The sequence below is a fragment of the Chitinophaga sp. W2I13 genome (genome assembly GCF_050434005.1).
In the GTDB taxonomy this organism is placed as follows: domain Bacteria; phylum Bacteroidota; class Bacteroidia; order Chitinophagales; family Chitinophagaceae; genus Chitinophaga.
The window spans coordinates 1,769,909-1,793,060 of the sequence record NZ_JBNPWD010000001.1; the positions used below are offsets into that span (position 1 = coordinate 1,769,909).

A 23,152-nucleotide genomic window follows, 5' to 3' on the forward strand; every position below is an offset into this window, starting at 1 on the left:
AGTTACTGATTATCCTGTGCTGGTGGCGCCGGTATATTTTTAACGGAGGGTACACACTCGAACGGATCGGGATTGCCGGCGGGGGCAGGTTTATCGGCAGCCCAGCAGAAATTCATTGGCTGGCTGGTAATGCTGATCAGTTTTACGGCCACCTTGCTGCCTTTACGGCTGTTGGAGGCTGCAATGCTGCGGGTACCTTTCTCCGGAATATTACTGATGGTATACCGTTCTGTTTTAAAAACTTCGTTGTTGTTGCGCATGTAGGAAACGCTGACTACTACATTATCCAGCGGGTATTCTGTTTGATTTCTTACGATAATATCCAGGTCTTTGATCCCTCCCAGCAGCCCTGTGCGGTAATCGCCGGCGGTAACGGCAATGAACTGTTGCCAGTTTCGCCGGTAATAAGCCCTGCGTTCAATAAACTGGCCGGCCACCCTTTGGCGGAGTTCCTGGTGATCGGTTATTTGCCGGGAAACTGCCCCGGATTGATCCAGACTTTTACGCAGATCACGGTTTTCGTTCCACAGGCGCTGATTTTCGGACAGCACTTTGCGCACTTGCCGTTGTTGCTGACAATAGCCCAGGGTAAATACCACGATGAGCAACAGGAGTATGGCGGGATAAACATAAGTTCTTTTCATATCAGGGGAAAGAGAAAAAATAATGCCAATGCATTTTTATTACATTTGTACAAATGGTTTCAATGCAGCTGATTATTGTAAATAATGAACAAACCGCCCGGCAATTTATCGACGTGCATGTGAATTTAAATAAAAATGTACCTGGTTGGATAAGGCCGCTGGATAAAGATATTAATACTGTTTTCGATCCTGAAAAGAACAAGGCATTCCGTCATGGGGAGTGTATCAGATGGATTTTAAAAGATGACAAAGGCCGGTTAGCCGGCAGGATTGCGGCTTTTACTAACAAGAAATATAAGACAAAAGGAGATGAGTGCCTGGTAGGCGGTGTAGGTTTCTTTGATTGTATAGATCAACAGGAAGCAGCCAACCTGCTTTTTGATACGGCCAAACAATGGCTGCAGGAAAAAGGCATGGGAGCGATGGATGGTCCTATTAATTTCGGGGAGCGCAATAACTGGTGGGGATTGCTTACAGAAGGGTTTCATGAGCCATTATACTGCATGAATTTCAACCCTCCCTATTACATCCGTTTATTTGAGCAGTATGGTTTTCAACTTTTCTTCCACCAACTTTGTTATGGAATGAGGGTTAGTGACCAGCTGCTGCCAAAATTCTTTATCCGGCATGCAGCTATTGAAGCTGATCCGGCTTTCAGGGCGGTGCATATCCGGAAGAATGATCTGCCGCGGTTTGCCGAGGCATTCAGCATTGTGTATAACAAGGCATGGGCGCAGCACATGGGTGGAAAGGAAATGGGGAAAGCGCAGGTGCTAGCGCTGTTTAAGCAGATGAAGCCGTTGATGGACGAAAAGATAGCGTGGTTCGTTTATCACAACGACGATCCTATTGCCATCTGGCTGAATTTACCGGATCTGAACCAGTATATAAAACATATGAACGGGAAATTTGGCTTGTTACAAAAGCTGAAGTTCCTGTGGTTAAAGCAAACCGGTTACTGCAAAAAGATGGTGGGAATTATATTTGGTATAGTTCCTGAATTCCAGGGGAAGGGCGTGGATGCTTATATGATTGTAGAAGGGGCGAAATTAATTCAGAGCAGCATGTCTCATTATGAAGATTATGAAATGCAGTGGATTGGTGATTTTAATCCGAGAATGCAGAATGTGGCCGAGGGGCTTGGTGCTACGCCAACCCGCAGGCTCGCCACCTATCGTTATTTATTTGACCGCTCGGCTCCATATAAAAGGCATCCGATCCTGGCATAAAAAATAATCCGCCGGAGCGGGGTATATACATCTCTCATATGAATATATGGGAGCATTGGGGGAGTATATAAGTTTATGAATATTATGTAACATTTAAATCTCTTTTGCTGTTACAATCGTATCTAACCTGATGTTTTGTTATGACCAACTTATACCCTGAGTGCCCTGATAACGCGGATCTGGCACTTATTCAGCCCACGTTACTATTCAGGCAACAGATAACGAAAGCCGTCAGCTGCGTGGTGTTGTTCTTTATTCTCTACGTGGTACTGCTATTGGCAACCGTTGCGCTGGCTGTGGCCTGTGTGTCGGGGGGGATTATGTTATTCCGCGCTTATCCGGCCTGGAGCACCGGCATCATCGGACTCAGTTTCATTTTACTGGGTGGGATGGTATTGTTTTTTCTCATTAAATTTCTTTTCAACAAACGTTCTGCGGGTAACCCTTACCGTATGCAGATCTTCCGGGATCATCATCCCCGTTTATTTGATTTTATTACGCAGCTGGTGAAGGACACGCGCATCAGTTTTCCGAAGAAAGTATTTATTGTACCGGATATGCATACTACGGTATTCTATCATTCCAGTTTTCTGAGTTTATTCTGGCCGGTGGGGAAAAACCTCGAAATAGGTTTAGGGTTAATTAATAGTGTAAACGTGAGTGAATTTAAGATGTTGCTGGCGTATGAGTTTGCACATTTCTCGCAGCGTAGTATGAAACTGGGCAGCTACATCTATGCATTGAATAAGATGTTGTATAATATGCTGTATGAAAATGAACGGTGGGATGAAATAGAGGCCCGCTGGAGCAGTGGCAGCAGCCTGTTAAGTTTCTTTGCGCATATTACTACGAGGATACTGAACGGAATGCAGTATGTATTGCGGAAGATATATGCGATCATTAACCGGCAGTACCTGGAATTAAGCAGGGAGATGGAATATCATGCAGATACAGTAGCTGTGAGTCTTACCAGTACAGAAACAGCTATCAGCGGTTTACGGCGGCTGGAAATGGGCGGATACTGTCTGGATCATTGTTTTCATAAAGTACCGGATCTTGCAGAAAGAACGCTGCGGTTTGCCAATATTTTTACGGCGCAGCGGGCCATGATCCGTTACTATGCTTCACAGAACCATCTCGCAGTGGATGCTGCCGGATTACCGGTTATCACCGACAATTATTTCCATACTTTTCTGAAGAGCCGGGTGCAGCTGCGGGAGCAGTGGACTTCGCATCTTTCCAGGGAGGCGCGGGAGGCGCATTATTTAGCGGCGAATGTTTCCTGTAAGCCGGTCAGCCTTAGTGCCTGGAACCTGTTTAATGAGCCGGAAAATGTGCAGCAGCACATGACTTCGCTGATATATAATTTCACGGTACATAACAGTGACGAAACATTTACGGAGATCACTCCTGCCGCCTACATTGAAGAGCTTTCGCAACGGCACCGGTTATACGAATATCCGAAAGCATTTAATGATTACTATGATAACCGGCCATTCTGCGGCATTAGTGAGGAGTTTACCCGGCTGTTGCCACCGGAGGAAATAACCGCCGGCAGTTTACAGGCGCTTTATCATCCTGATATTATTATGAGGATGCGGGCTTTTTACCGTGACCGTCAGGATGAGGAAACGTTGCAGGCTATCAGCAGCGGGCAGTTTCAGACCAGTTATTTTGAATTTGACGGACAGAAATACAGTGCCGCGCGGGCAAAGCAGCTGGCCCGGATGTTATCTGCGCAGGTTACGTCCGAAGAGGCGTGGCTGCAGTGTCATGATCAGCACGCCTTCCGGTATCATTATACCGTTGCCATGCAGCAAAGTCCGGCTAAGGCGGCCCTGCTTAAGGAGAAATACACCCAGATCCTGCAGTATCAGCAAACCGGCCAACAGCTGAATGAGCAGGTGATCCGGATCATTCATTGTATCAGCCTGTTGTTTAATTCCGGCGAACAGGATATCGAATCGCTGCCGGCGCTTTTTGATGAGCTGTCGGCCGAGTGCTGGGGTTTCCGGATGATGACGGAAAACATTCAGCAGGGTGCGTTGTTCGGCAGTTTTCCCGAAGGTATGGAGGAAAAGCTGAAAAGATTCAGGGAGCATGATTGCACTTTTATACAGGATATGATCCCCGACTATGTGGCTATCCAGGAGTTACATGAAATCAGTTCAGCGATGATGGAACATTTCAACAACGGAATCATATTACTAAAAAAATCATATCTGGAATTTATTTTAACCTTAGAACCGGGAGCGTACCCCGTTTGAAGCGCTGTTCCTGTTGTGCATTTTTCTCTTACTGAATTTGTGCGTATTTTCGGCGCTCGCGAAAGCGTAGCAGTCATATGGAGAATTTTATCGTATCAGCCCGTAAATACCGTCCACAGAACTTTTCAACTGTAGTAGGACAGGCACATATTACCACCACTCTCAAAAATGCCATCCGCAATAACCAGCTGGCGCATGCCTTCCTGTTTTGCGGGCCTCGCGGAGTAGGGAAAACCACCTGTGCGCGTATCCTGGCCAAAACCATTAACTGCGAAAATCTGCAGCCGGATGGGGAAGCCTGTAATGAGTGTCATTCCTGCAAGTCGTTTAATGAGGGCAGCTCCTTCAACATTCATGAGCTGGATGCTGCTTCCAACAACTCGGTAGATGATATCCGTACCCTGGTGGAGCAGGTGCGTTTTGCGCCACAGGCGGGAAAATACAAGATCTACATAATAGATGAGGTACACATGCTTAGTTCCTCAGCTTTCAATGCTTTCCTGAAAACCCTGGAGGAGCCGCCATCCTATGCGATTTTTATCCTGGCCACTACGGAGAAGCATAAAATATTGCCAACGATCCTGAGCCGTTGCCAGATCTTCGACTTCAAACGTATTACCATACAGGACACGGTAGACCACTTGCAGGAGATATGTACCAAAGAGCATATCCAGGCTGAAACAGATGCCCTGCACCTGGTAGCACAGAAAACAGATGGCTGTATGCGTGATTCCCTGAGTACGCTGGATAAGATTGTGAGCTTTACGAGCGGGCATCTTACTTACCAGAATACGCTGGAGCACCTGAATATTCTTGATTACGATTATTTTTTCCGGGTAATGGCTTCTGTGCTTCAACAGGACGTAGCCAATGCCCTGCTGATATTCGATGAAATTTTACAGAAAGGTTTTGAAGGGGATAATTTCCTGAACGGGTGGGCGGAATTTTTGCGTAACCTGCTGTTATGTAAAGAAGACAAGGCTCTTCACCTGGTGGAGGTTTCCGGTAACCTGAAAGAACGATATAAGCAGTTGTCGGGCCAGGTGAGTCCTGCTTACCTGATCACTGCCCTTCACCTGCTGAATGAAACGGAGATCAACTACCGCATGGCGCGTAACAAGCGGTTGCATGTGGAGATGGCGCTGATTAAGCTGTGTTTTCTGCAACAGGCAGTAACCCTGGTCAGTGATGACAGTAACGGGGAGGTGTCAAAAAAAAAGCTGGTAGCTGATGGTTCTCCCCCGCAGAAATTGCGGGCCCCTGTGGCCCAGCCGGTAACTGCTAAAACCATTACCGGGAATCCGGCTACTACGGAGAGTATCGGCACGGTGCCGGGACCACGTTTAACGGTAGACACGCCGGTTCAGCCTGCTCCGCAGCAAACGGCGCCCGTAGCGGCTCCTGTGACAACAGCGGCTCCTGTAACAACAGCGGCCCCTGTGGCAGCACCTGCGCCACCGCCCACACCTGCATTCGTTGCTCCTGCGCAGCCAATACCTTCCAATGGGCATTCAACTGCTACCCACGAACCGGCAACGGCGCCTGTGGCCAGTCAGCCGGCAACCAGCCCTGTATCTGCAACGCCCGCACCTGCCACCGGAGCACCTGCGGCCGGCGGCACCTCCGCAGCTGCTCCGGCCAGCAAACTAACAGGGCTGGCTGCCATGAAAGAAGCGATGGCTGCCAAACAGCAGGGAACCACCCATGTGCAGTCGACGCCGCTTACGATGGGAGCGATCCATGTGTACTGGGACGAATTTATTGATCTGTACCGGCAGGCCAACAAAATGACGGTGGTAAGCAATTTGCAGCTGGCGCAACTGAAACTGCTGGGCACTACGGAGGTGGGAATTGTGAGCCGGAACATTGTGCAATTCCGGTTTATGGAAGAAGAAAAGCTCGTGATTGCTGAGTTTCTGAAGAAGAAATTTAACAATCCGGCCATTGTGCTCACCCTGCAGCTGGATGAGAGTCAGCAGACTCAGGATATAGGTCCGGCGCCGCTTTCCAGCCGGGAGCAATTCCAGCAGATGGCGGAAAAATACCCGCTGGTGAAAGAGTTGAAAGACCGGCTGAACATGGAGTTAGACTTCTAGCGTGATTGCGCTGATTAAATATTAACGATAGACAGACATTTTTAAACAGTTTACAATTCCTTCTTTGCGTTTTTGCGCAAAAACATGTAGGTTTGAACAAAATTTTGAATAAAGCACTATGGCAGAAGTTATCAGAATGCCCCTTTTGAGTGATACGATGACGGAAGGGGTGATTGCGGAATGGCATAAAAAGGTGGGCGATACAGTAAAGGCAGACGATGTAATTGCTGAAGTGGAAACGGATAAAGCCACTATGGAAGTGATGGGTTACGTAGAAGGAACCCTCCTTTATATAGGTGTTGAAAAAGGAAAGGCAGCAAAGGTAAACGGGATCATTGCCATTGTAGGTAAACCCGGAGAAGATTACACTTCCCTGCTGGAAGGTGAAGGTAAAACAGCTGCTGCTGCCCCGGCGCCTGCTGCTAATGCTGCACCTGCTGCTGCTGCACCTGCACCACAGGCTGCTCCGGCTGCTGCTGCACCGGCTGATGACGCTGCATTAAAAGAAGCGCTGAAAAATGCTACTGTTATCCGTATGCCGCTCCTGAGCGATACCATGACAGAAGGTAAAATAGTTGCCTGGAACAAAAAGGTAGGCGACGTTGTGAAGAATGACGATGTACTGGCTGAAGTGGAAACGGATAAAGCGACCATGGAAGTAATGGGTTATGCCGACGGTACCTTATTATATATAGGTGTGAAGGAAGGCGAAGCGGCCAAAATAAACGGCATTATAGCCATTGTGGGCAAACAGGGTACTAATGTAGATGCGATCCTGGCTGCTGAAGGCGCTGCCCCGGCAGCATCAGCTCCATCCGCACCTGCTGCCCCATCACAGAATGGCACGACTGCTGCTCCGGCGGCAACTCCGGCTCCTGCTGCTGCAACCACCAGCGCCGATGGCCGTGTGAAAGCATCTCCGCTGGCTAAGAAGCTGGCAGAGGAAAAGGGCATCGATATCAGCCAGGTTCCTGGTTCAGGTGACGGTGGCCGTATTATCAAAAAAGACGTAGATAGCTATGTTCCTGCAGCCAAGGCGGCTCCGGCAGCACAAAGCGGCGCAGCGCCTGCTGCTCCGGCGTTTGTACCTGCCGGCCAGGAAGGCTTCACAGATATTCCGCTGACCAAAATGCGCCAGGTAATTGCTAAACGCCTCAGCGAAAGCAAATTTAGCGCTCCTCACTTCTACCTGAAAATAGATGTGAATATGGATAAGGCGATAGAAGCGCGCAAATCCATCAACGAAATTTCCCCTGTTAAGATTTCCTTCAACGATATGGTGATCAAGGCTTCTGCCATGGCACTGCGTCAGCATCCGGCAGTGAACAGCAGCTGGATGGGCGATTTTATCCGTCAGAACCAACATATACACATCGGTTCTGCTGTGGCTATTGAAGAAGGTTTGATTGTTCCGGTAATCCGCTTTGCAGATCAGAAAACACTCAGCCAGATTGCCACTGATGCGAAAGGCCTGTACGACAAAGCCAAAAACAAAAAGCTGCAGCCACAGGAATTCAGCGGCAATACCTTCAGTATCTCCAACCTGGGTATGCTGGGTATCGACGAATTCACGGCGATCATCAATCCACCGGATTCAGCGATCCTGGCGGTAGGTAATATCACTGAAACTGCAGTGGTGGAGAAAGGCCAGATAAAAACAGCCAACATCATGAAACTGACCCTGAGCTGCGATCACAGAAGTGTGGACGGAGCGGTAGGCGCGCGTTTCCTGGCTACCCTGAAAGGGTTCCTGGAAAACCCGGTAACCATGCTGGTATAAACTAATTGTAATAGCAATACGAAAAGGCGGAGTGTATACTTCGCCTTTTTTGTGCCCGGAAGACGGCTGTATGCCCCGTCATTCACCGGTAAAATGTTTCATTAGCTTTTGAAAGTTCAAAAACTTGATATACATTTGACCTTGTAAATTGTCAAACGCTATAAAATAATAACCTACATGAATTTAGTGGAAGCAAAGGCGCAGTTTATTCAAACCTGGGGCTCATTAGGTGCCCAGTGGGGTATTAACCGTACGATGGCCCAGATTCACGCTTTACTGCTGGTAATGCCCGACCCGTTGAGTGCCGATGATATCATGGAGGAACTGAACATTTCCCGTGGAAACACCAATATGAATGTGCGGGAACTCATTAACTGGGGGCTGGTAGAACGTATCCTCATCCCGGGAGAAAGAAAAGAATTTTTTGTAGCAGAGAAAGATATCTGGAAGGTGGCTACTTATATTGCCCGCGAAAGAAAGAAGCGCGAACTGGATCCTATCATGAAAGTGCTGTTACAGCTGCAACAGGCGGAAGGTGATCCGAAAGATAAGGAAATGAAAGCTTTTAAGGATTCTATTTCCAATATCACCAAGTTTGCCCAGCAAACGGATAAGACGATCAGTGCATTTATTAAATCGGAAGAAAACTGGTTCTACAGCAGCCTGATAAAACTCATTAAGTAATTTTTTTTGGGCCTTACTTTCATTTATTTCTGAAAGTTCCAAACAAATAAAAAAGAAAGATGAAGCTATATTATATAGTAGACGGCATTGTTCAAGGGCTCCTGACTGTTATTTGCGCGATTGATCTGACTCATCTTGTTGTTTTTTCCAAATTCTCCCTGCCGCCGTATCTTACTTTCATCCTCCTGGCCTGGCAATTCTCTGCAGGCGTTATCAATTTTATACTAAGGAAAACAGCTCCTGATGACAGGATGCTACGAAGACTCCAGTGCGTACTGTTCTCTATTATAGGAACCTTATTTCTCCTCGTACAGGCAAACAAATTACGGGTATTCAGATCTATCGATTTTTTCAATATTTACGGATGGCTGGTTTACGCCAGTTTTTATATTGTGCTGCCGGCGCTGATATTGTCTGTAACGGTATTAACTATACGGAGATGTATTGTTACCCTCCGTAGCAGGGCTACTTCCACCCCGGTTTAACTTCATTTTATGCAAAATAAACGTATTGTTATTGCTGCGGGCACCGGCTGTACTCGCGCATCTGCCCCGGAGCGCTTATCACTTGTGGTGAATTCCGTAAATTAGCTATATGGAAACCAATAACGATAAAAAGCTCACCGTGGTACTGGGCGCATCGCCCAACCCGGAAAGATACAGCAACCTGGCCGTGAACCGGCTCAAAGCCAAAGGGCACCCGGTAGTGGCGATCGGCAAACGGGCCGCCGCCATTGGTGATACGCCGGTGATTACCGCGCATCCGCCGCTCGAAAAAGTAGATACGGTTACCATGTACCTGAACCCGGCGGCACAGAAAGAATATTATGATTATATTTTGCAGTTGCAACCCCGCCGTATCATCTTTAACCCGGGAGCAGAAAATCCCGAACTGGAAGATATTGCCAGGGAGCATAATATTCAGCCGGTGGAAGCATGTACCCTTGTAATGCTTAGTACGGGGCAGTTCTAGCCGTTTTATTTTCTGAATCTTCTTATTTTTTTAATGTACAGCTGTTGGCTATTGCTAACAGCTTTTTCGTATATTCGTAAATATTGCTGTTATTCCCCAATGAACGCATCCCATATTGTTGACCCAATTAGCGCATGGAATTACTTCAGCAGGCAGGCATTATAGCATAACCCAAATACGCATGTTCACCCTTAATTATACATGTATGCAATGGAGAAGATTTAATGGAGAGGTTATCCACCTTCCGGTAAAGGAAGAAGTAAGACAAGCCATCGTTCGTGAAACCGCAAAGGGGTTTCGCCTGAAAGTGTGCATTGGTACTGATTCCCAGGTAAAAGGAGTAGATACGGAATTCGCTACGGTGATAGTATTCCTGCGGGAAGGCCACGGCGGATTTATGTTTATTCACAATGAAAAAACAAAAGACCGCTATTCTATCAAAGAGCGCATGCTGGTAGAAGTAGCGAAGAGTATTGAAATTGCGTATGAATTGTGCGACCTGTTTACAGAATATGATGTAGACATGGAAGTGCATGCAGACATCAATACGAACCCTCAGTTCAAAAGCAACCTGGCCTTGCGGGAAGCAATGGGCTATATCCTGGGTATGGGCTTTGCCTTTAAAGCCAAACCGGAAGCCTTTGCCAGCAGCAGTTGCGCTAACAAAATAGTGAACTAAGGCGCCTCTTTTTTTTGTACCTCTCTCAGATTTTTTATGACGTGTTGCCACGTCAGGTGGCATTTTCTCCCCTTATCGAGCTATACAATCCCTCCTTCTGTTGTAACTTTTTCCTGGTTTCTACGCTATACTTTCAATAAAACAGCCTCCTATATGACACTACCAAAATCATTGGCAGCCATACTGTTGCTGGCGTGCCTCTGCGTTCTTTCCTGTAAAAAAGACAAAGTGGAAGCTCCCGATACTACGTCGTTGTTTGTGTATGACGCAGGCTCGAGCATTCCCAACGCCGAATTCAAAACGCTACAGATCACTGCAGATGGCAGCTATACTATTACTCAAAAAAATAGTGAAAAAAGTACAAGGAAATTACCAAATAACGTGCAAGATAGCCTGAAACCTTATCTCACCAACTTTCCCCGGGCAGCTATAAAAGCCGATCCTAATACTTACTCATCACGTGGGGCAGCAGATGGCATCTTCCGGGCATTTATATATGTACAAAAAAATCCAACAGACACTACCGCCATTTATTTAGATATACCCGGTGGTCCCGCTCCCGCCTACTTCGTGGAATTCGAGAACAAGATCAATCAAACGATCATCAACAATAAAATATTTAACTGATCATACCATCTATAAATTATTAAATTAATCCCCCGTTATGAAAATTTATTATTCCCTCATTGTCCTGTTTTTAATACCTGCTTTTTCTGCCTGTAAAAAGAAAGATGCTCCCCTGCTTACTTCTATAGAAGGGAAATGGCGGCTGGCAAAGGTGGAAGGATGTTTCAGTGGGCAAGGCGCATCTGTTACCAATAAGCAGGAAATAATTTTCAAGGGCAAACAATACGAATTATTTGTTGATGGCGTAAGAGAAACCGCCGATACGTTCCACCTTAAACAGGTTAACAATCAAAATGTACTGACAATAGGGAAAAGCAATGAATTCTTTGTCACTTTTACGAGCAATGCAATAATTCTGACCGGTAACATTTCTGATGCCTGCACAATGACTTACGGCAAGGTAGCCTATTAATGCAGCAATTATTATTAAGCAGGGGGATGAAAACGAATATCGCTTTCATCCCCGCTTTATACTTTAATCTTTCAATAACCACATCACGCTATTCACATTATCACTGCCGCTAAACTGCCGCTGTATGGCCTCGTTGAGGTTCGCATTGTTATAACTCAGTTCATTATCAGGATAAAGCCATCTTACCGGAAACTGTGTAGCAGGTGTATTCAGGTTGGTGGTAGCATTCAACTTGAATACGGGATATCCTGTTCTCCGTTGCTCATACCACGCGTTATAATTAGAGCCCTGCAGGAACCCCGCGAGATACTTTTGTGTAATAATCTGCGATAACTGTTGCTGCATGCTGCCAGTGAGTACTACCGATGCTACATACGACTGAATATAACTATCATCCATTTTCATGTTGTGGTGATAATCTTCTATGTCCGGTGTATAGGCGGCGGTGAATTTCATGGAATTGGTAATACCTGCCGCATAATAACTTTGCGCCGGCGTACCGGTGATCCATCCCCGCAGGGCTGCTTCTGCCAATACAAACTGTAATTCCGAGTAGCTGAAAACGCTTACCGGTTCTGCATTCACCATGTTTACGTAACGGCTGTTCAGGTCGGAATAATCTTTTGACAGGCGTATAGATTGCAGTGCGGGGAATGCATCAGAAGGCTCCGCACCTACATAAGCGTCATAATCATCCGCTGTTTTACCGGCTGCAATTTTTACCGGTGAGGGCTTTGCATAGTAAAACAAACGACGATCGTGCAATGTTTTCAGCGGATCTATCAGCGTGGCTGACAACATGGTGTAATTTGACTTTACAAAAGAGTTGCCGGAGCCCGCCGGCACATCGGACCAAGGGTAATTCTGGCCTGCTGCTGCCGTATAGGTAAGAGCAAAATTATCAGCATAAGAACGCATTAAAGGCCTGTTGGCAACTATCTCTTTAAACCGCTCCACTACTTTCAGATCCGCATCACCTGTTTTCCTGTACAGGTTCATCAGCACATGCAGTTCAAAACTGTTGGTCAGCCGGCGCCAGTTATCCACTTTGCCGTTATACACCGGATCACCGCTAAAATCTTTCCCTGCTGCAAAAAGAAGATTGGCGCTATCCAATTCATTGAGTATGCCGAGAAATACTGCCTTCTGCGTATCGTAGCCAGGTTGGATAACGTTTTCTGATTCTCCTTTCACCGCCTGTGAGTAGGGAATATCGCCTACCTGTATAGTGCTTTGAAAAAATTGCCAGGCTCTTATAAAATGTCCCAGTGCATTGTATGATTTCCGGAGTTCTTCATCAGGTGCATAGCCTATCATGGGCGGCACATTACGCAATAATGCGATCCTGTTAAAACTGGCTCTTCCGAATTTATTATACTGGAAATTTTCCTGTCCTTCTCCCCAGGTAAGATATTTACCCAGCAGATAAGGCTGCATAAAACTTTTGGCGGTACTGATATCCGACCTGGTAATACTCAGGATCATATTGGTGGCCAGCATGGCGGAACTCACCTGTGTAGTTTTATTTGGGTTGGTATTGATTTTATCAAATTTTGAGCAGCCTGTTACCATTGCGGCAGTAAGAGATACGGATAATATATATTTCAGTGATTTGTGTTTCATGAGATTTTCTTTGATGGTGAAAGATATCAGAACCCTACTTTGAAATTAACTCCCAGCATCCGTTGAGATGGTGAATTCAGGTTTTCATCATCCACATCGGGATCTGAAAATTTGAAGTTTGTAAACAGGAACAGGTTCTGTGCAGTTAAAGAAACAGATGCATTTTTTATACCGCTCTTTGCCAGCATGGTGGCAGGAAACCGGTATCCGACAGATATTTCACGCACCTTTACAAATGTTTTCTTTTGTATGCCGTAATCGCCTCCCCTGAAATTTTGCGCGTAGTTTTGGTAAGATACTTCTGTATCATTCACCGCATACTTGCGGGTATCGCTGGTGATGTTGCCAAAGTTGTCGTAGGAAACACTTCCGGAGAGTACTTTTACGCCTTGTCCTACATAATTGGTGAGGCCGTTCACTACTTCATCGTAGCGGTATTGGTTATCAGATTCGGGATTGGTACCGGAATCCCACATCTTATCGTAGATATAGTTATACATCACCCCGCCAACGCGGCCATCGATATTAAGTGATGCCGTAAAATTTTTATAGGAGAAGGTATTGATAAAACCAAAACTGAAACTGGGATCACTGTAACCATATTTTTTTTGGTAATCGCTTTCCACGGGATAGCCGTTGTTGTGGATTACATTGCCATCGGGGTCTCTCAGCCAATAGTAATCTGTATAGGTATCGAGTCTTTCTTTTTTCTTCACCCAGGGATTTTGCGCAGAGTACACCGGATCGAGGTTTACATAGTAGCGGTGCTGGTTAGACCAGTTGATGGTGGATCCCCATTGGAAATTCTTTTTCTTTAATACCGTTCCGCCGAGCGTAATTTCCAGTCCTTTTCTTACATAGGTTTCGGCAGTATTTACCAGGGTGTTCAGGAATCCGGAGGAGCCGGGAATAGATACAGAAGTTTGCTGGTTGTAATAGTATTTATTGAAGTAAGCAACGTCGATATTCAAACGTTTTTTGAACAGGTAAGCGGCAGTACCAATTTCCCAGGTACGCTGTGAACTTGGCAGCAGGTTAACTCCCAGCAGGTTACTGGGGTAGCTCGCGGAGTTGGCGCCGTTCCACGCGCCGGTAGTGGTAGTATAGAGACGGTTGATATCATATACGCCTGCGGGTGTTTTAAAGGTAGCCCAGGAGCCCCGGATTTTCCACATATCTGTAAATGCAGGCATTTTGAATAACTCGGACAATACTACACTGGAACCGATGGAAGGATAAAAATACGCCCTGTTTTCTTCCGGTTGTGCGGAGTTCCAGTCGTTACGGCCGGTAGCATCAATAAACACGGTATTTCTCCAGCTTACAGCAGCCCTTCCATACAAACTGTTTACCTGTCTGCTGCTATAGGCAGGTGTGAATGTAGGCGGTTCTACGGAGCCATTAAGCGAAAAGAAAGTCGGGCTTGTTAACCCGTTTTTGGTGGAAGCTTTCAGTCCTTCGTCTACCCAATAATAAATTGTTCCGCCCACCATTGCTTCGAAGTTCCAATCGCCTGCTTTTTTACTGTAGCTGAGCATGGCGTCGTCATTGGTACTCCAGCCCCAGGTGTTGTTGATGCTGTACAGGCCCCTGGCATTCCATCCGCCGCGGGTGGAGTAGATATTAGCCGTTGGATTGGTAAAGGTTTCTTTATTATGATACACATCATAGCCGATACGCACCAACAGGCTAAGGTCAGGGGAAAATTTATAGTTAGCGGTGAGACTTGCGTTAGTGGTATTTTGCTGGATCGCATTTAATTTCTCGTAGGCAATCAAGTAAGGATTATCATACCAGTTGGTGTACATCCAGTTTTGTGTTTGATTGGGTGTCTTCCAGTAATCACGGTACTGGCGGATATCATATTCGGGGCCTGTCCACATGGTTAGCTGGTAAATGTATCCCTGGTTACCATAGCCGGTGCCCCATACCTGTGGCGCCATTCTTTTGCTTACGCCCATGTGCCCTTCGAGGCTGAATTTCTCTGTCGCCTTGAGCTCACCGCCGAGAGTGAAGTTATACATATTCAGTTTCGCATTAGGAAACTGTCCTTTGTTATAAATATGGTTCAGGGAAGCGCGGAAACTGCCGTATTTCCCACTTTGTGATACGTTGATATTATTATTGGTGATTACGCCTAGTTCCATAAAATTCTTCAGGTTATTTTTTCCTACCGAATTCAGTGGCCGGTTATCCTCAAACTGTTTGGTGACCGGGTTCCAGTCCCTTGCAGTGTTGCCTGCATCCAGCCGGGGGCCCCATACATAATCGTTGTCAATTTTTCCGTTTTGTCCACGGCCGTACGAAGTTTGTGTTTTTGGAATGGCCAGGAAACCGCTCTGGATCATGGTGTTGCTGTTCACGTTTACAGACAGGGCTTCGCCGGTTCCTTTTTTAGTGGTGATGAGGATCACGCCGCCGGCAGCCCTGGAGCCGTACAATGCGGATGCAGTAGGACCTTTCAGGATATCCAGGCTTTCGATATCATCGGTAGGGATATCGCGTAACGACATGTTGCCATACGGCACCCCATCTACCACCAGCAAGGTACCTTCCCCTCTTAACTCAATAGCGGGTTTAGCAAAAAACTCGGTGGAGTTTTTAATAACCAGACCGGATACCTGGCCGGTGAGGGAAGTGGCCAGGTCCACTCCTTTTACCGTTTGTACGGCCTCGCCTTTTACTCGTTGTACGGCGTATCCCAGGGCTTTTTCCTGGCGTTTGATACCGAGGGCGGTTACTACCACCTGGTCGATGCTGATGGCCTGATCGATGAGAACGATGTTAATGGTTTGTTCCCCTTTAATGGTGTATTCTTTTGGTGTGTAGCCGATGAAGCTGAATAAAAGAACATCGCCATCTTTTACGTTATCGAGGGTGAAGTTCCCGTCTTTGTCCGTCATCGTAGCCTTGGAGGAGCCTTTCACCTGGATAATCACGCCTGGTAAGGCATTACCGGTGGAGTCCTTTACAGATCCCCTGATGTTTTGTTGTGGTGCAATGTTGCCGGCGGCAGCCATTACAGACCTGGTATTGGCAGCATCTTCTGCTTTTACCACATAAAGCTTTCCATTGATTCTGCGGCATACTAATCCTAATGGTGCGATGCATTTATTGAGATTGTTCTCAATGTTATCTGCCTGAAAAATGTCCGTATTCTGCAGTAGAATATTTTTCCCTTTCAGCAGGTTGGTGTTGTAACTGAAGCGGACATCGAACTTTGCTTCCAGTTCATTGATCACCGAAATAAGCGGCACAGTGGTTACCTTGTTTTCGCGGGTTGCTGCTTTTAGTATCTGTGCTTTTGACCATTGCAAACAGCATAGCAAAGCGGTAACCATTACCAGTTGGAAACTGATTGATTTAAATTTTTTCATAACTGAATTTTGGTTGTCTCTAAAGGATTTTTTTGTTGTTCACCCGAATAGTCTTGTGTTGTAAAGTAAATTGTAAATTAAAGGATTCTTCTATCGTAATAATGGCCTGCTGCAGGTTATCGGACGGGAGATAGCCTGTAAACAGCAGTTCCCCGGTTCTTTCCTGGTCAAATACTATTTCATAATCATATTGTTCCCCAAGTTTTTGCATCACTATTTTCAGTGGTTCACTTTTGAATGCGAGCAGGTTGTATTTCCAGGATGTCTGGAACAAGGTATCTACCTTTTGCCTGGTGAGCATTTTAGTGACCGCATTATAGCTGGCCATTTCGCCGGGACTGAGCAACAGGATGCCGGCGCCGGCGTTGACTTTCACGCGTCCTTCGTTCAGCACTACCACTGCGTTTCCATTTGCCGTATTTACATTAAAGGCAGTGCCCAGTACGTTTACATCCACGCCGTTTTCCGTGTGCACAACAAAGGGCATTGCTGCCTGGTGGATCACTGTAAAAAAAGCTTCTCCTTTCAGCCATGCTTCCCTGGGCTGATTTTTACGGGGAGATGTGTTTACGGTGAGGCTGCTGCGTTGATTGAGACTGATCACCGTACCATCTTCCAGCCGGAAGGTTTGCACCTGGCGGGTGTTGTTTACAAAATGGCGTTTATCATTTTTATCTCTGTAAAAAAATAACAACAGGGTAGCCAGGCCAATGAGTGGTACCAGGGCTGCCGCCACTCTGAAGCCGGTTCTTTTCCATAGTGGGATCACCGGTTTGGACGGTGTATGTTGCAGGATGGCGGCAAAAACCTGACCGGCCCTATCCGCCGGCATTGCGGGCCAGTTTTGCTGCAGCAACAACTCTTCCACCGCAGGCAAATACTCCGGCGATGGATGATCCTGTAACCAGGCGAGGAGCTCCAAACGCTCTTCCTGTGTACATTTCCTTTCCGTTAATTTAATAAAGAGAGCAGTGATCCGTTCCTTATTTTCTTCCATTGTTCCTGGTTGACATAACAATAGTACGATCGGGCGGATTTAAAAGACGACCGGACTTAAAAATATTTTTTTCTCAGCGAAGGATATGGCAAAAGGCGGCAATAATAACAGAGATATCGGCATGTTGATAAAGGTAGTGCCTTACAAAGCGGGAAGCCTTTACGAGCTGGTCTCTCACGGTGTTGACAGAGATGCCCAGCTGATCGGCTATTTCCTGGTTGGAACAGCCCTGTACTTTGCTCATTCTGAAAATCAGCTGCCGTTGTGCAGGTAACTGGGCGATGGCATTCATTTTAATGGTTTCCAGCTGCCGGGTGTAGAGCATGTCGTCCATAGCGCCGGTATCTTCTGTATACATCTGCAGAAAATATTCGCGGAATTTCTGATCATGCACCGCCTTTCTCAGGTAATCGAATACATAGTTTCGGGTGGTGGTGTACAGGTAGGCTTTGAGAGATAATCCGGGATTCAGGGTATCTCTTTTTACCCATATCTTCATAAATACTTCCTGAACGGCGTCGGATGCTACTTCCGGCAGGCCGCAGAGTTTCAGGGTGTAGCCATAAATATGATCCCGGTATTTTTCATACAGTACCCTGAACGCTTCCTCATCCTGCGCTATTATCTTTTTACACAGTATTTCATCTGTTGCATCCAGCATTCCAACAAGTATTTGGGTAAAAAAATGCCATCACTGATTAAGATAAACAAATAAAAATAAAAAATTACCCCAGATTACTGAGGTAATAATAGTGTGCAGAAAAGATGATGCAGCGGATCAGGCGATGGCCCGGAATTGTGCGTTGAGTTCATCGATATAGTTGAGGATGGCATCCCGGCCGGATTTCTTTACGGTAGATGTAACGAAGTTGGGGGGCAGGAACTGCCAGGTTTCCCTCATTTTATTGAGAAAAGATTTTACGTTTTTGCTGACTTCTGCCTGGGTACTTTTATCTGCTTTGGTGAATACCAGGCTGAAAGGGATATTCCATTCTCCCAGTTTGGTAATAAAATCGATGTCGATTTTCTGTGGCTGATGGCGGCTGTCGATGAGTACAAATACGCTGACGAGGTTGGGCCGTTTGCGCAGGTAATTTTCGATCATCTGTTCCCATTGGCGGCGTTGCGACAAGCTTCTTTTAGCGAATCCGTAGCCGGGCAGATCCACGAGGTACCAGGCGTTATTGATGGCAAAATGATTAATCAGCTGTGTTTTACCGGGGGTTCCCGACGTTTTGGCTAATTTTTCATTATTAGCCAGAATATTGATCAAAGAAGACTTACCTACGTTCGACCGGCCGATGAATGCGTATTCCGGCCATATGGGATTGGGGCATTTTTCCCAATCGGGACTACTGATAAGATATTCTGCTGACTTAATAACCATAATGATATTGCTTTGTTCCATTAAAAATCCCGTATCCCTGTTTTTGCATACTGTCACATGACTACATTTCTTTAACTTTGCGCACTATGTCAGAAAATGCAAATGTTCAGAAGATCGTTCCCTTTGAAGGGTCAAAATTAAGCAAGAAGGAGCAGATAGCGACCATGTTTGATGATATTGCTTACCGCTACGACTTTCTTAATCACTTTATGTCGCTGGGGATCGACATTATATGGCGTAAAAAAGCCCTGGGGTATTTGAAATCGCTTCAGCCCAAACTCATGTTGGACGTGGCTACCGGCACGGGCGACTTTGCTATAATGGCGGAAAAGCGTCTTCATCCCGACAAAATTGTGGGCATTGATATTTCTGAAGGGATGTTGAGTCATGGCCGTGAAAAGATCCTGAAAGCGGGGTTAGGCGATAAAATTACCCTGCAAACGGGCGATAGTGAGACAATAAGTTTTCCCGACCAAACGTTTGATGCCATAACAGTGGCATTCGGTGTGCGTAATTTTGAGCACCTGGAAAAGGGGCTGTCTGAGATGTATCGTGTGTTGAAGCCAGGAGGCAAGTTGGTGATACTGGAGTTTTCGAATCCCACAGTTTTTCCTATTAAACAATTATATAATTCGTATTTTCGTTATATCACACCGCTGATCGGGAAATGGATAGCTAAAAGCCAGGCGGCTTATAGTTATCTGCCGGAATCTGTGAAAGCGTTTCCGCAGGGTGAAGCAATGCGAACTATTTTAACCAACACCCGTTTCCAGGCCGTTACATGCAAAACGCTAACATTCGGCATATGTTCCATTTACTGCGCTACGCGCTGATATTCATTGTATTCGGAGTGCTTCCTGCAAGGGCGCAAACCCAGATGAATATGTTGGAACACGATGCAAAACCCTATTACTTTGGTATTACGCTGGCGGCAAACCAGTCGTATTTCAAACTGGAGCATTCTCCTGCCTTCCTGGCCGATGATTCTATTATGGTAGCGGAACCGCTGAAAACCATGGGATTCAACCTGGGACTGCTGGCCAATGCCAGGCTCAGTGAGCATTTTGACCTTCGCTTTAACCCGCAGCTCATTTTTGCATCCAAAAACCTTTACTACCGCGAAACTTATCCCAAGCCACAGGATACTGACAAGAAGATTGAGTCGATATTACTGAGCTTCCCGCTGCAGATTAAGTTTAAATCGGACCGCATCGGCAATATGCGCGTTTATACCATTGCGGGCCTTAAATATGACTATGACCTTGCCTCCAACGCACGCCTGCGCAGAGCAGAGGACCTGGTAAAGATCAAAAAGAGCGACTACGGTTATGAAGCCGGCGCTGGCTTTGAGTTTTATTTCGAGAGCTTCATCTTTGCCCCGGAGTTTAAGATCAGCAATGGTTTTGGCAATGTGCATGTGAAAGACCCTAACCTGCGATATTCCAATGTGGTGGAAAAATTACAGTCGAGGATGATTGTGTTTTCGATTCACCTGGAAGGGTAACCGGAGAGATTGCCTCCCAACCACACCGATTAACCATCATTACGCTGATTTTTTTACCTTTGCGCCATGCAAAATTACCTCATCAGGAATATAGCCGTGGTAAACGAAGGGCGCACCACGGTACAGGATGTATGGATCAAAGACCACCGCATTGAAAAAATAGCGCCTAATATCACTATCAGCGGTAATTACACGGAAATTAACGGGGAAGGTAAGCACCTGCTGCCAGGCGTTATAGACGACCAGGTACACTTCCGGGAGCCCGGCTTAACCCACAAAGCCACCATTTATTCCGAAGCACGCGCTGCGGTAGCCGGCGGTACCACCAGTTTTATGGAAATGCCCAATACCAAACCGGCCGCGCTCACCCAGGAACTACTCGAAGACAAATACACCATTGCACAACATCATTCACTGGCCAATTACTCCTTCTTTATGGGGGCTGCCAATGACAATGTGGAAGAAATACTGAAAACAAACGCCAAAAAAGAAAGCGTTTGCGGCGTGAAAATATTCATGGGATCTTCTACCGGGAATATGCTGGTAGATAATTATCTCACCCTGGAAACGGTGTTTTCCAACAGCGAACTGCTGATTGCCACCCATTGCGAAGATGAAAAGATCATTCGCGCCAATATGGAGGCGTTTCAACGGGAAAAAGGAGATCGCCTCACCGCTGCGGATCATCCGTTGATACGCGATGTGGAAGCCTGTTTTGAATCATCCCTGGTAGCCATACAGTTTGCGCAGAAACACAATGCCCGCCTGCATATCCTGCACATCTCCACGGCGAGGGAGCTTCAGCTGTTCAGCAATATGCTGCCGCTGGCAGAAAAAAGGATTACGGCGGAAGTGTGTGTACACCATCTTCATTTTACGGCCGATGACTACGCACAATACGGCAACCTGATCAAATGCAACCCGGCCATTAAAGCGCCGGAAAACAAAACCGCGCTCTGGCAGGGACTCCTGGACGACCGGCTGGATATCATTGCCACCGACCATGCACCGCATACCTGGGAAGAAAAACAACTGTCTTACCTGCAGGCGCCGTCCGGTGTTCCACTGGTGCAACACAGCCTCCTGCTAATGCTGGAATATGTAAAGAAGGGAAACATCACCCTGGAAAAAGTAGTGGAAAAGATGAGCCATGCTCCCGCTATCTGTTTCCAGATAAAGGAAAGAGGATTTTTGAGAGAAGGGTATTATGCCGACTGCGTAATCGTAGACCTGCAGCACCAGACGAACGTAAATAAAGAAAACATATATTATAAATGCGCCTGGAGCCCGTTTGAAGGCCATACCTTCCTGGCGGCCGTTACGCATACCTTTGTAAGCGGACACCTCGCTTATGCGGATGGCGTTTTTAATGAGAACGTATTGGGTCAGCGACTGGCTTTCAGCCGGTAGTTTTTGCCTCCGTAAATGCAGCGGCAGCCGCTGCATTTACGGAAATGCCGGTACAGCCTTTCAATTCTTATGGAATTTTTCTATCCTTGCATCTTCCACCGTATATTCACCAAAAAGATGCTGCATGCAACTGGACAAAACATCCTACTACGACCTGTCTATCTTTAACCGCGACGAAGAATTTTCCCTGTTCCACCGCCTCGATTTTACTACCACTGCAGGCGGCCGTGAATACCTGCGGCAGCTATACAGCAATCCATTATCCGATATCAACACTATTAAGAACCGGCAGCGTGCATTGCAATATATACTGGAACAGGAAAGCAACTGGCCTTCCATTATTTCCAACGGTACCATTGTAGTGGTGGAGAATTACATGGATGCCCAGATCGAACCTATTTCCAGCACAGAAGGACTTGCCTTATATCTTCATGCAGCACTCAACAAAACGCTGTATGCGCCTGATTATGGCTATATCAAATTTTCGTTTACACAACTGGTGATATTACTGAAAGGATTTCGTTCGTTTATCAACGTTTTCAATTCAAACGAGACCCCAACAGTGCTGAAAGTGTTGCTGGACAGGGCGCAACAGTTACTTGCCAAAAAAGAGTTCTATGAAATTTTAAAGGCAGATGAAGAGGGAAAACTGAACTTTGTGGAGATCCTTCGTTATGATAATTATATCCGGAAGCGACACAGAAAAGTAATTCAGGAGCTGGTAACCCTTTACCAGCAGCTGGATGCGTACTATGCGATGGCCAAAGCCATGAAGCACTATAACCTGCAGTTCCCGGTTTTCTCCGGCGGCACCACACCTGTTATTAAAGCCACACAACTCTATCATATCATCCTTCCTGAGCCGGTGGCTTATGATGTAAAACTGGATGAAGCAGCTCATTTCATGTTCCTTACAGGTGCCAATATGGCCGGCAAAACCACCTTTATCAAAGCCGTTGGCGTAGCCGTATTCCTGGCACATATAGGCATGGGCGTGCCCGCTGAAAATATGGAGCTGAGCTTCTTTCACGGCATCTTCAGTAACATCCAGGTACAGGATAATATTTTTAAGGGAGAAAGTTATTTCTATAGCGAAGTACAGCGTATTAAAAACACTATCCTGCAAATCAGCAATGGTAAAAACTGGCTGGTGCTGATCGACGAAATGTTTAAAGGCACCAATGTGGAAGATGCCAGAAACTGCTCGCTGGCAGTGATCCGGGGATTTTTGAAAAGTACCAACTGCCTGTTTATCCTTTCTACTCACCTTTATGAAGTGGCGGATGAACTGAGCACAGAAAAACGTATCCAGTTTAAATATTTTGAATCTACCGTTATTGACGACGACCTGCATTTCACCTACCTGCTCAAAGATGGAATTGCCAAAGAAAAAATAGGTTACCTGATCCTGAAAAGGGAGAAGGTACTGGATCTGCTTACGCAGATAAAATAAAAAAGGAAAGC

General features: G+C 46.3%; 20 protein-coding genes. 14 read left to right on the forward strand and 6 right to left on the reverse strand.

From position 1 onward, the window contains the following. Positions 1-2: 2 nt before the first annotated feature. Positions 3-644 (reverse strand): hypothetical protein, encoded by a 642-nt coding sequence (locus tag QFZ48_RS07090; RefSeq protein ID WP_429044661.1) that lies wholly within the window; start codon positions 642-644, stop codon positions 3-5. A gap of 62 nt (positions 645-706) precedes the next feature. On the opposite strand from QFZ48_RS07090, the gene QFZ48_RS07095 reads away from it, so the two are divergent. The 10 genes from QFZ48_RS07095 (at position 707) to QFZ48_RS07140 (ending at position 11,390) form a co-directional block, all read left to right on the forward strand. After that, positions 707-1,873: a hypothetical protein gene (locus QFZ48_RS07095; RefSeq protein WP_429061723.1), complete on the forward strand. Its 1,167-nt coding sequence runs from the start codon at positions 707-709 to the stop codon at positions 1,871-1,873. A 140-nt stretch (positions 1,874-2,013) separates the two neighbouring features. Further along, positions 2,014-4,140: a M48 family metallopeptidase gene (locus QFZ48_RS07100; RefSeq protein ID WP_429061724.1), complete on the forward strand. Its 2,127-nt coding sequence runs from the start codon at positions 2,014-2,016 to the stop codon at positions 4,138-4,140. A 77-nt stretch (positions 4,141-4,217) separates the two neighbouring features. After that, a complete protein-coding gene (locus QFZ48_RS07105) occupies positions 4,218-6,236 on the forward strand; it encodes a DNA polymerase III subunit gamma/tau (RefSeq protein ID WP_429061726.1) in 2,019 nt (672 codons plus the stop codon). A 118-nt stretch (positions 6,237-6,354) separates the two neighbouring features. Then, complete coding sequence (locus QFZ48_RS07110) at positions 6,355-8,016, forward strand: pyruvate dehydrogenase complex dihydrolipoamide acetyltransferase (RefSeq protein ID WP_429044650.1); 1,662 nt, start codon at positions 6,355-6,357, stop codon at positions 8,014-8,016. A gap of 177 nt (positions 8,017-8,193) precedes the next feature. Continuing rightward, positions 8,194-8,700 (forward strand): GbsR/MarR family transcriptional regulator, encoded by a 507-nt coding sequence (locus QFZ48_RS07115; RefSeq protein WP_079469472.1) that lies wholly within the window; start codon positions 8,194-8,196, stop codon positions 8,698-8,700. Positions 8,701-8,759: 59 nt separating this feature from the next. Then, positions 8,760-9,185, forward strand: a complete 426-nt coding sequence (locus QFZ48_RS07120) for a hypothetical protein (protein ID WP_429061728.1) — start codon at positions 8,760-8,762, stop codon at positions 9,183-9,185. Between the two features lie 109 nt (positions 9,186-9,294). Continuing rightward, positions 9,295-9,672 (forward strand): CoA-binding protein, encoded by a 378-nt coding sequence (locus tag QFZ48_RS07125; protein WP_370910923.1) that lies wholly within the window; start codon positions 9,295-9,297, stop codon positions 9,670-9,672. Between the two features lie 205 nt (positions 9,673-9,877). Then, positions 9,878-10,351: a ribonuclease H-like YkuK family protein gene (locus QFZ48_RS07130; protein ID WP_079470056.1), complete on the forward strand. Its 474-nt coding sequence runs from the start codon at positions 9,878-9,880 to the stop codon at positions 10,349-10,351. Between the two features lie 153 nt (positions 10,352-10,504). Continuing rightward, a complete protein-coding gene (locus QFZ48_RS07135) occupies positions 10,505-10,978 on the forward strand; it encodes a hypothetical protein (protein ID WP_429061730.1) in 474 nt (157 codons plus the stop codon). A 37-nt stretch (positions 10,979-11,015) separates the two neighbouring features. Then, a complete protein-coding gene (locus QFZ48_RS07140) occupies positions 11,016-11,390 on the forward strand; it encodes a hypothetical protein (protein WP_429061732.1) in 375 nt (124 codons plus the stop codon). Positions 11,391-11,453: 63 nt separating this feature from the next. Here the strand turns inward: QFZ48_RS07140 and QFZ48_RS07145 are convergent, their stop codons facing one another. The 5 genes from QFZ48_RS07145 to yihA all read right to left on the reverse strand — a co-directional run bounded on the left by QFZ48_RS07145 (position 11,454) and on the right by yihA (position 18,774). Continuing rightward, positions 11,454-13,013: a SusD/RagB family nutrient-binding outer membrane lipoprotein gene (locus QFZ48_RS07145; RefSeq protein ID WP_429061734.1), complete on the reverse strand. Its 1,560-nt coding sequence runs from the start codon at positions 13,011-13,013 to the stop codon at positions 11,454-11,456. Between the two features lie 26 nt (positions 13,014-13,039). Beyond that, the gene (locus QFZ48_RS07150) at positions 13,040-16,390 is read right to left on the reverse strand and encodes a SusC/RagA family TonB-linked outer membrane protein (protein ID WP_429061736.1); all 3,351 of its coding nucleotides are present in this window, start codon (positions 16,388-16,390) and stop codon (positions 13,040-13,042) included. A gap of 19 nt (positions 16,391-16,409) precedes the next feature. Then, positions 16,410-17,387: a FecR family protein gene (locus tag QFZ48_RS07155; RefSeq protein WP_429044623.1), complete on the reverse strand. Its 978-nt coding sequence runs from the start codon at positions 17,385-17,387 to the stop codon at positions 16,410-16,412. Between the two features lie 73 nt (positions 17,388-17,460). Then, positions 17,461-18,048: an RNA polymerase sigma-70 factor gene (locus QFZ48_RS07160; protein WP_429044620.1), complete on the reverse strand. Its 588-nt coding sequence runs from the start codon at positions 18,046-18,048 to the stop codon at positions 17,461-17,463. 117 nt (positions 18,049-18,165) lie between these two features. After that, positions 18,166-18,774, reverse strand: coding sequence for a ribosome biogenesis GTP-binding protein YihA/YsxC (gene yihA / locus QFZ48_RS07165; RefSeq protein ID WP_429044616.1), 609 nt, complete (start codon positions 18,772-18,774; stop codon positions 18,166-18,168). Between the two features lie 86 nt (positions 18,775-18,860). Between yihA and ubiE the strand changes: the two genes are divergently transcribed. The 4 genes from ubiE (at position 18,861) to QFZ48_RS07185 (ending at position 23,141) form a co-directional block, all read left to right on the forward strand. Then, the gene (ubiE, locus tag QFZ48_RS07170) at positions 18,861-19,607 is read left to right on the forward strand and encodes a bifunctional demethylmenaquinone methyltransferase/2-methoxy-6-polyprenyl-1,4-benzoquinol methylase UbiE (protein ID WP_370910931.1); all 747 of its coding nucleotides are present in this window, start codon (positions 18,861-18,863) and stop codon (positions 19,605-19,607) included. After that, a complete protein-coding gene (locus QFZ48_RS07175; RefSeq protein ID WP_429044613.1) occupies positions 19,580-20,278 on the forward strand; it encodes a porin family protein in 699 nt (232 codons plus the stop codon). The genes ubiE and QFZ48_RS07175 overlap by 28 nt, the downstream gene beginning before the upstream one ends. A 66-nt stretch (positions 20,279-20,344) precedes the next feature. Continuing rightward, complete coding sequence (locus QFZ48_RS07180) at positions 20,345-21,688, forward strand: dihydroorotase (protein ID WP_429061739.1); 1,344 nt, start codon at positions 20,345-20,347, stop codon at positions 21,686-21,688. A gap of 124 nt (positions 21,689-21,812) precedes the next feature. After that, positions 21,813-23,141 (forward strand): MutS-related protein, encoded by a 1,329-nt coding sequence (locus QFZ48_RS07185; RefSeq protein WP_429044610.1) that lies wholly within the window; start codon positions 21,813-21,815, stop codon positions 23,139-23,141. The last annotated feature ends 11 nt before the right edge of the window (positions 23,142-23,152 follow it).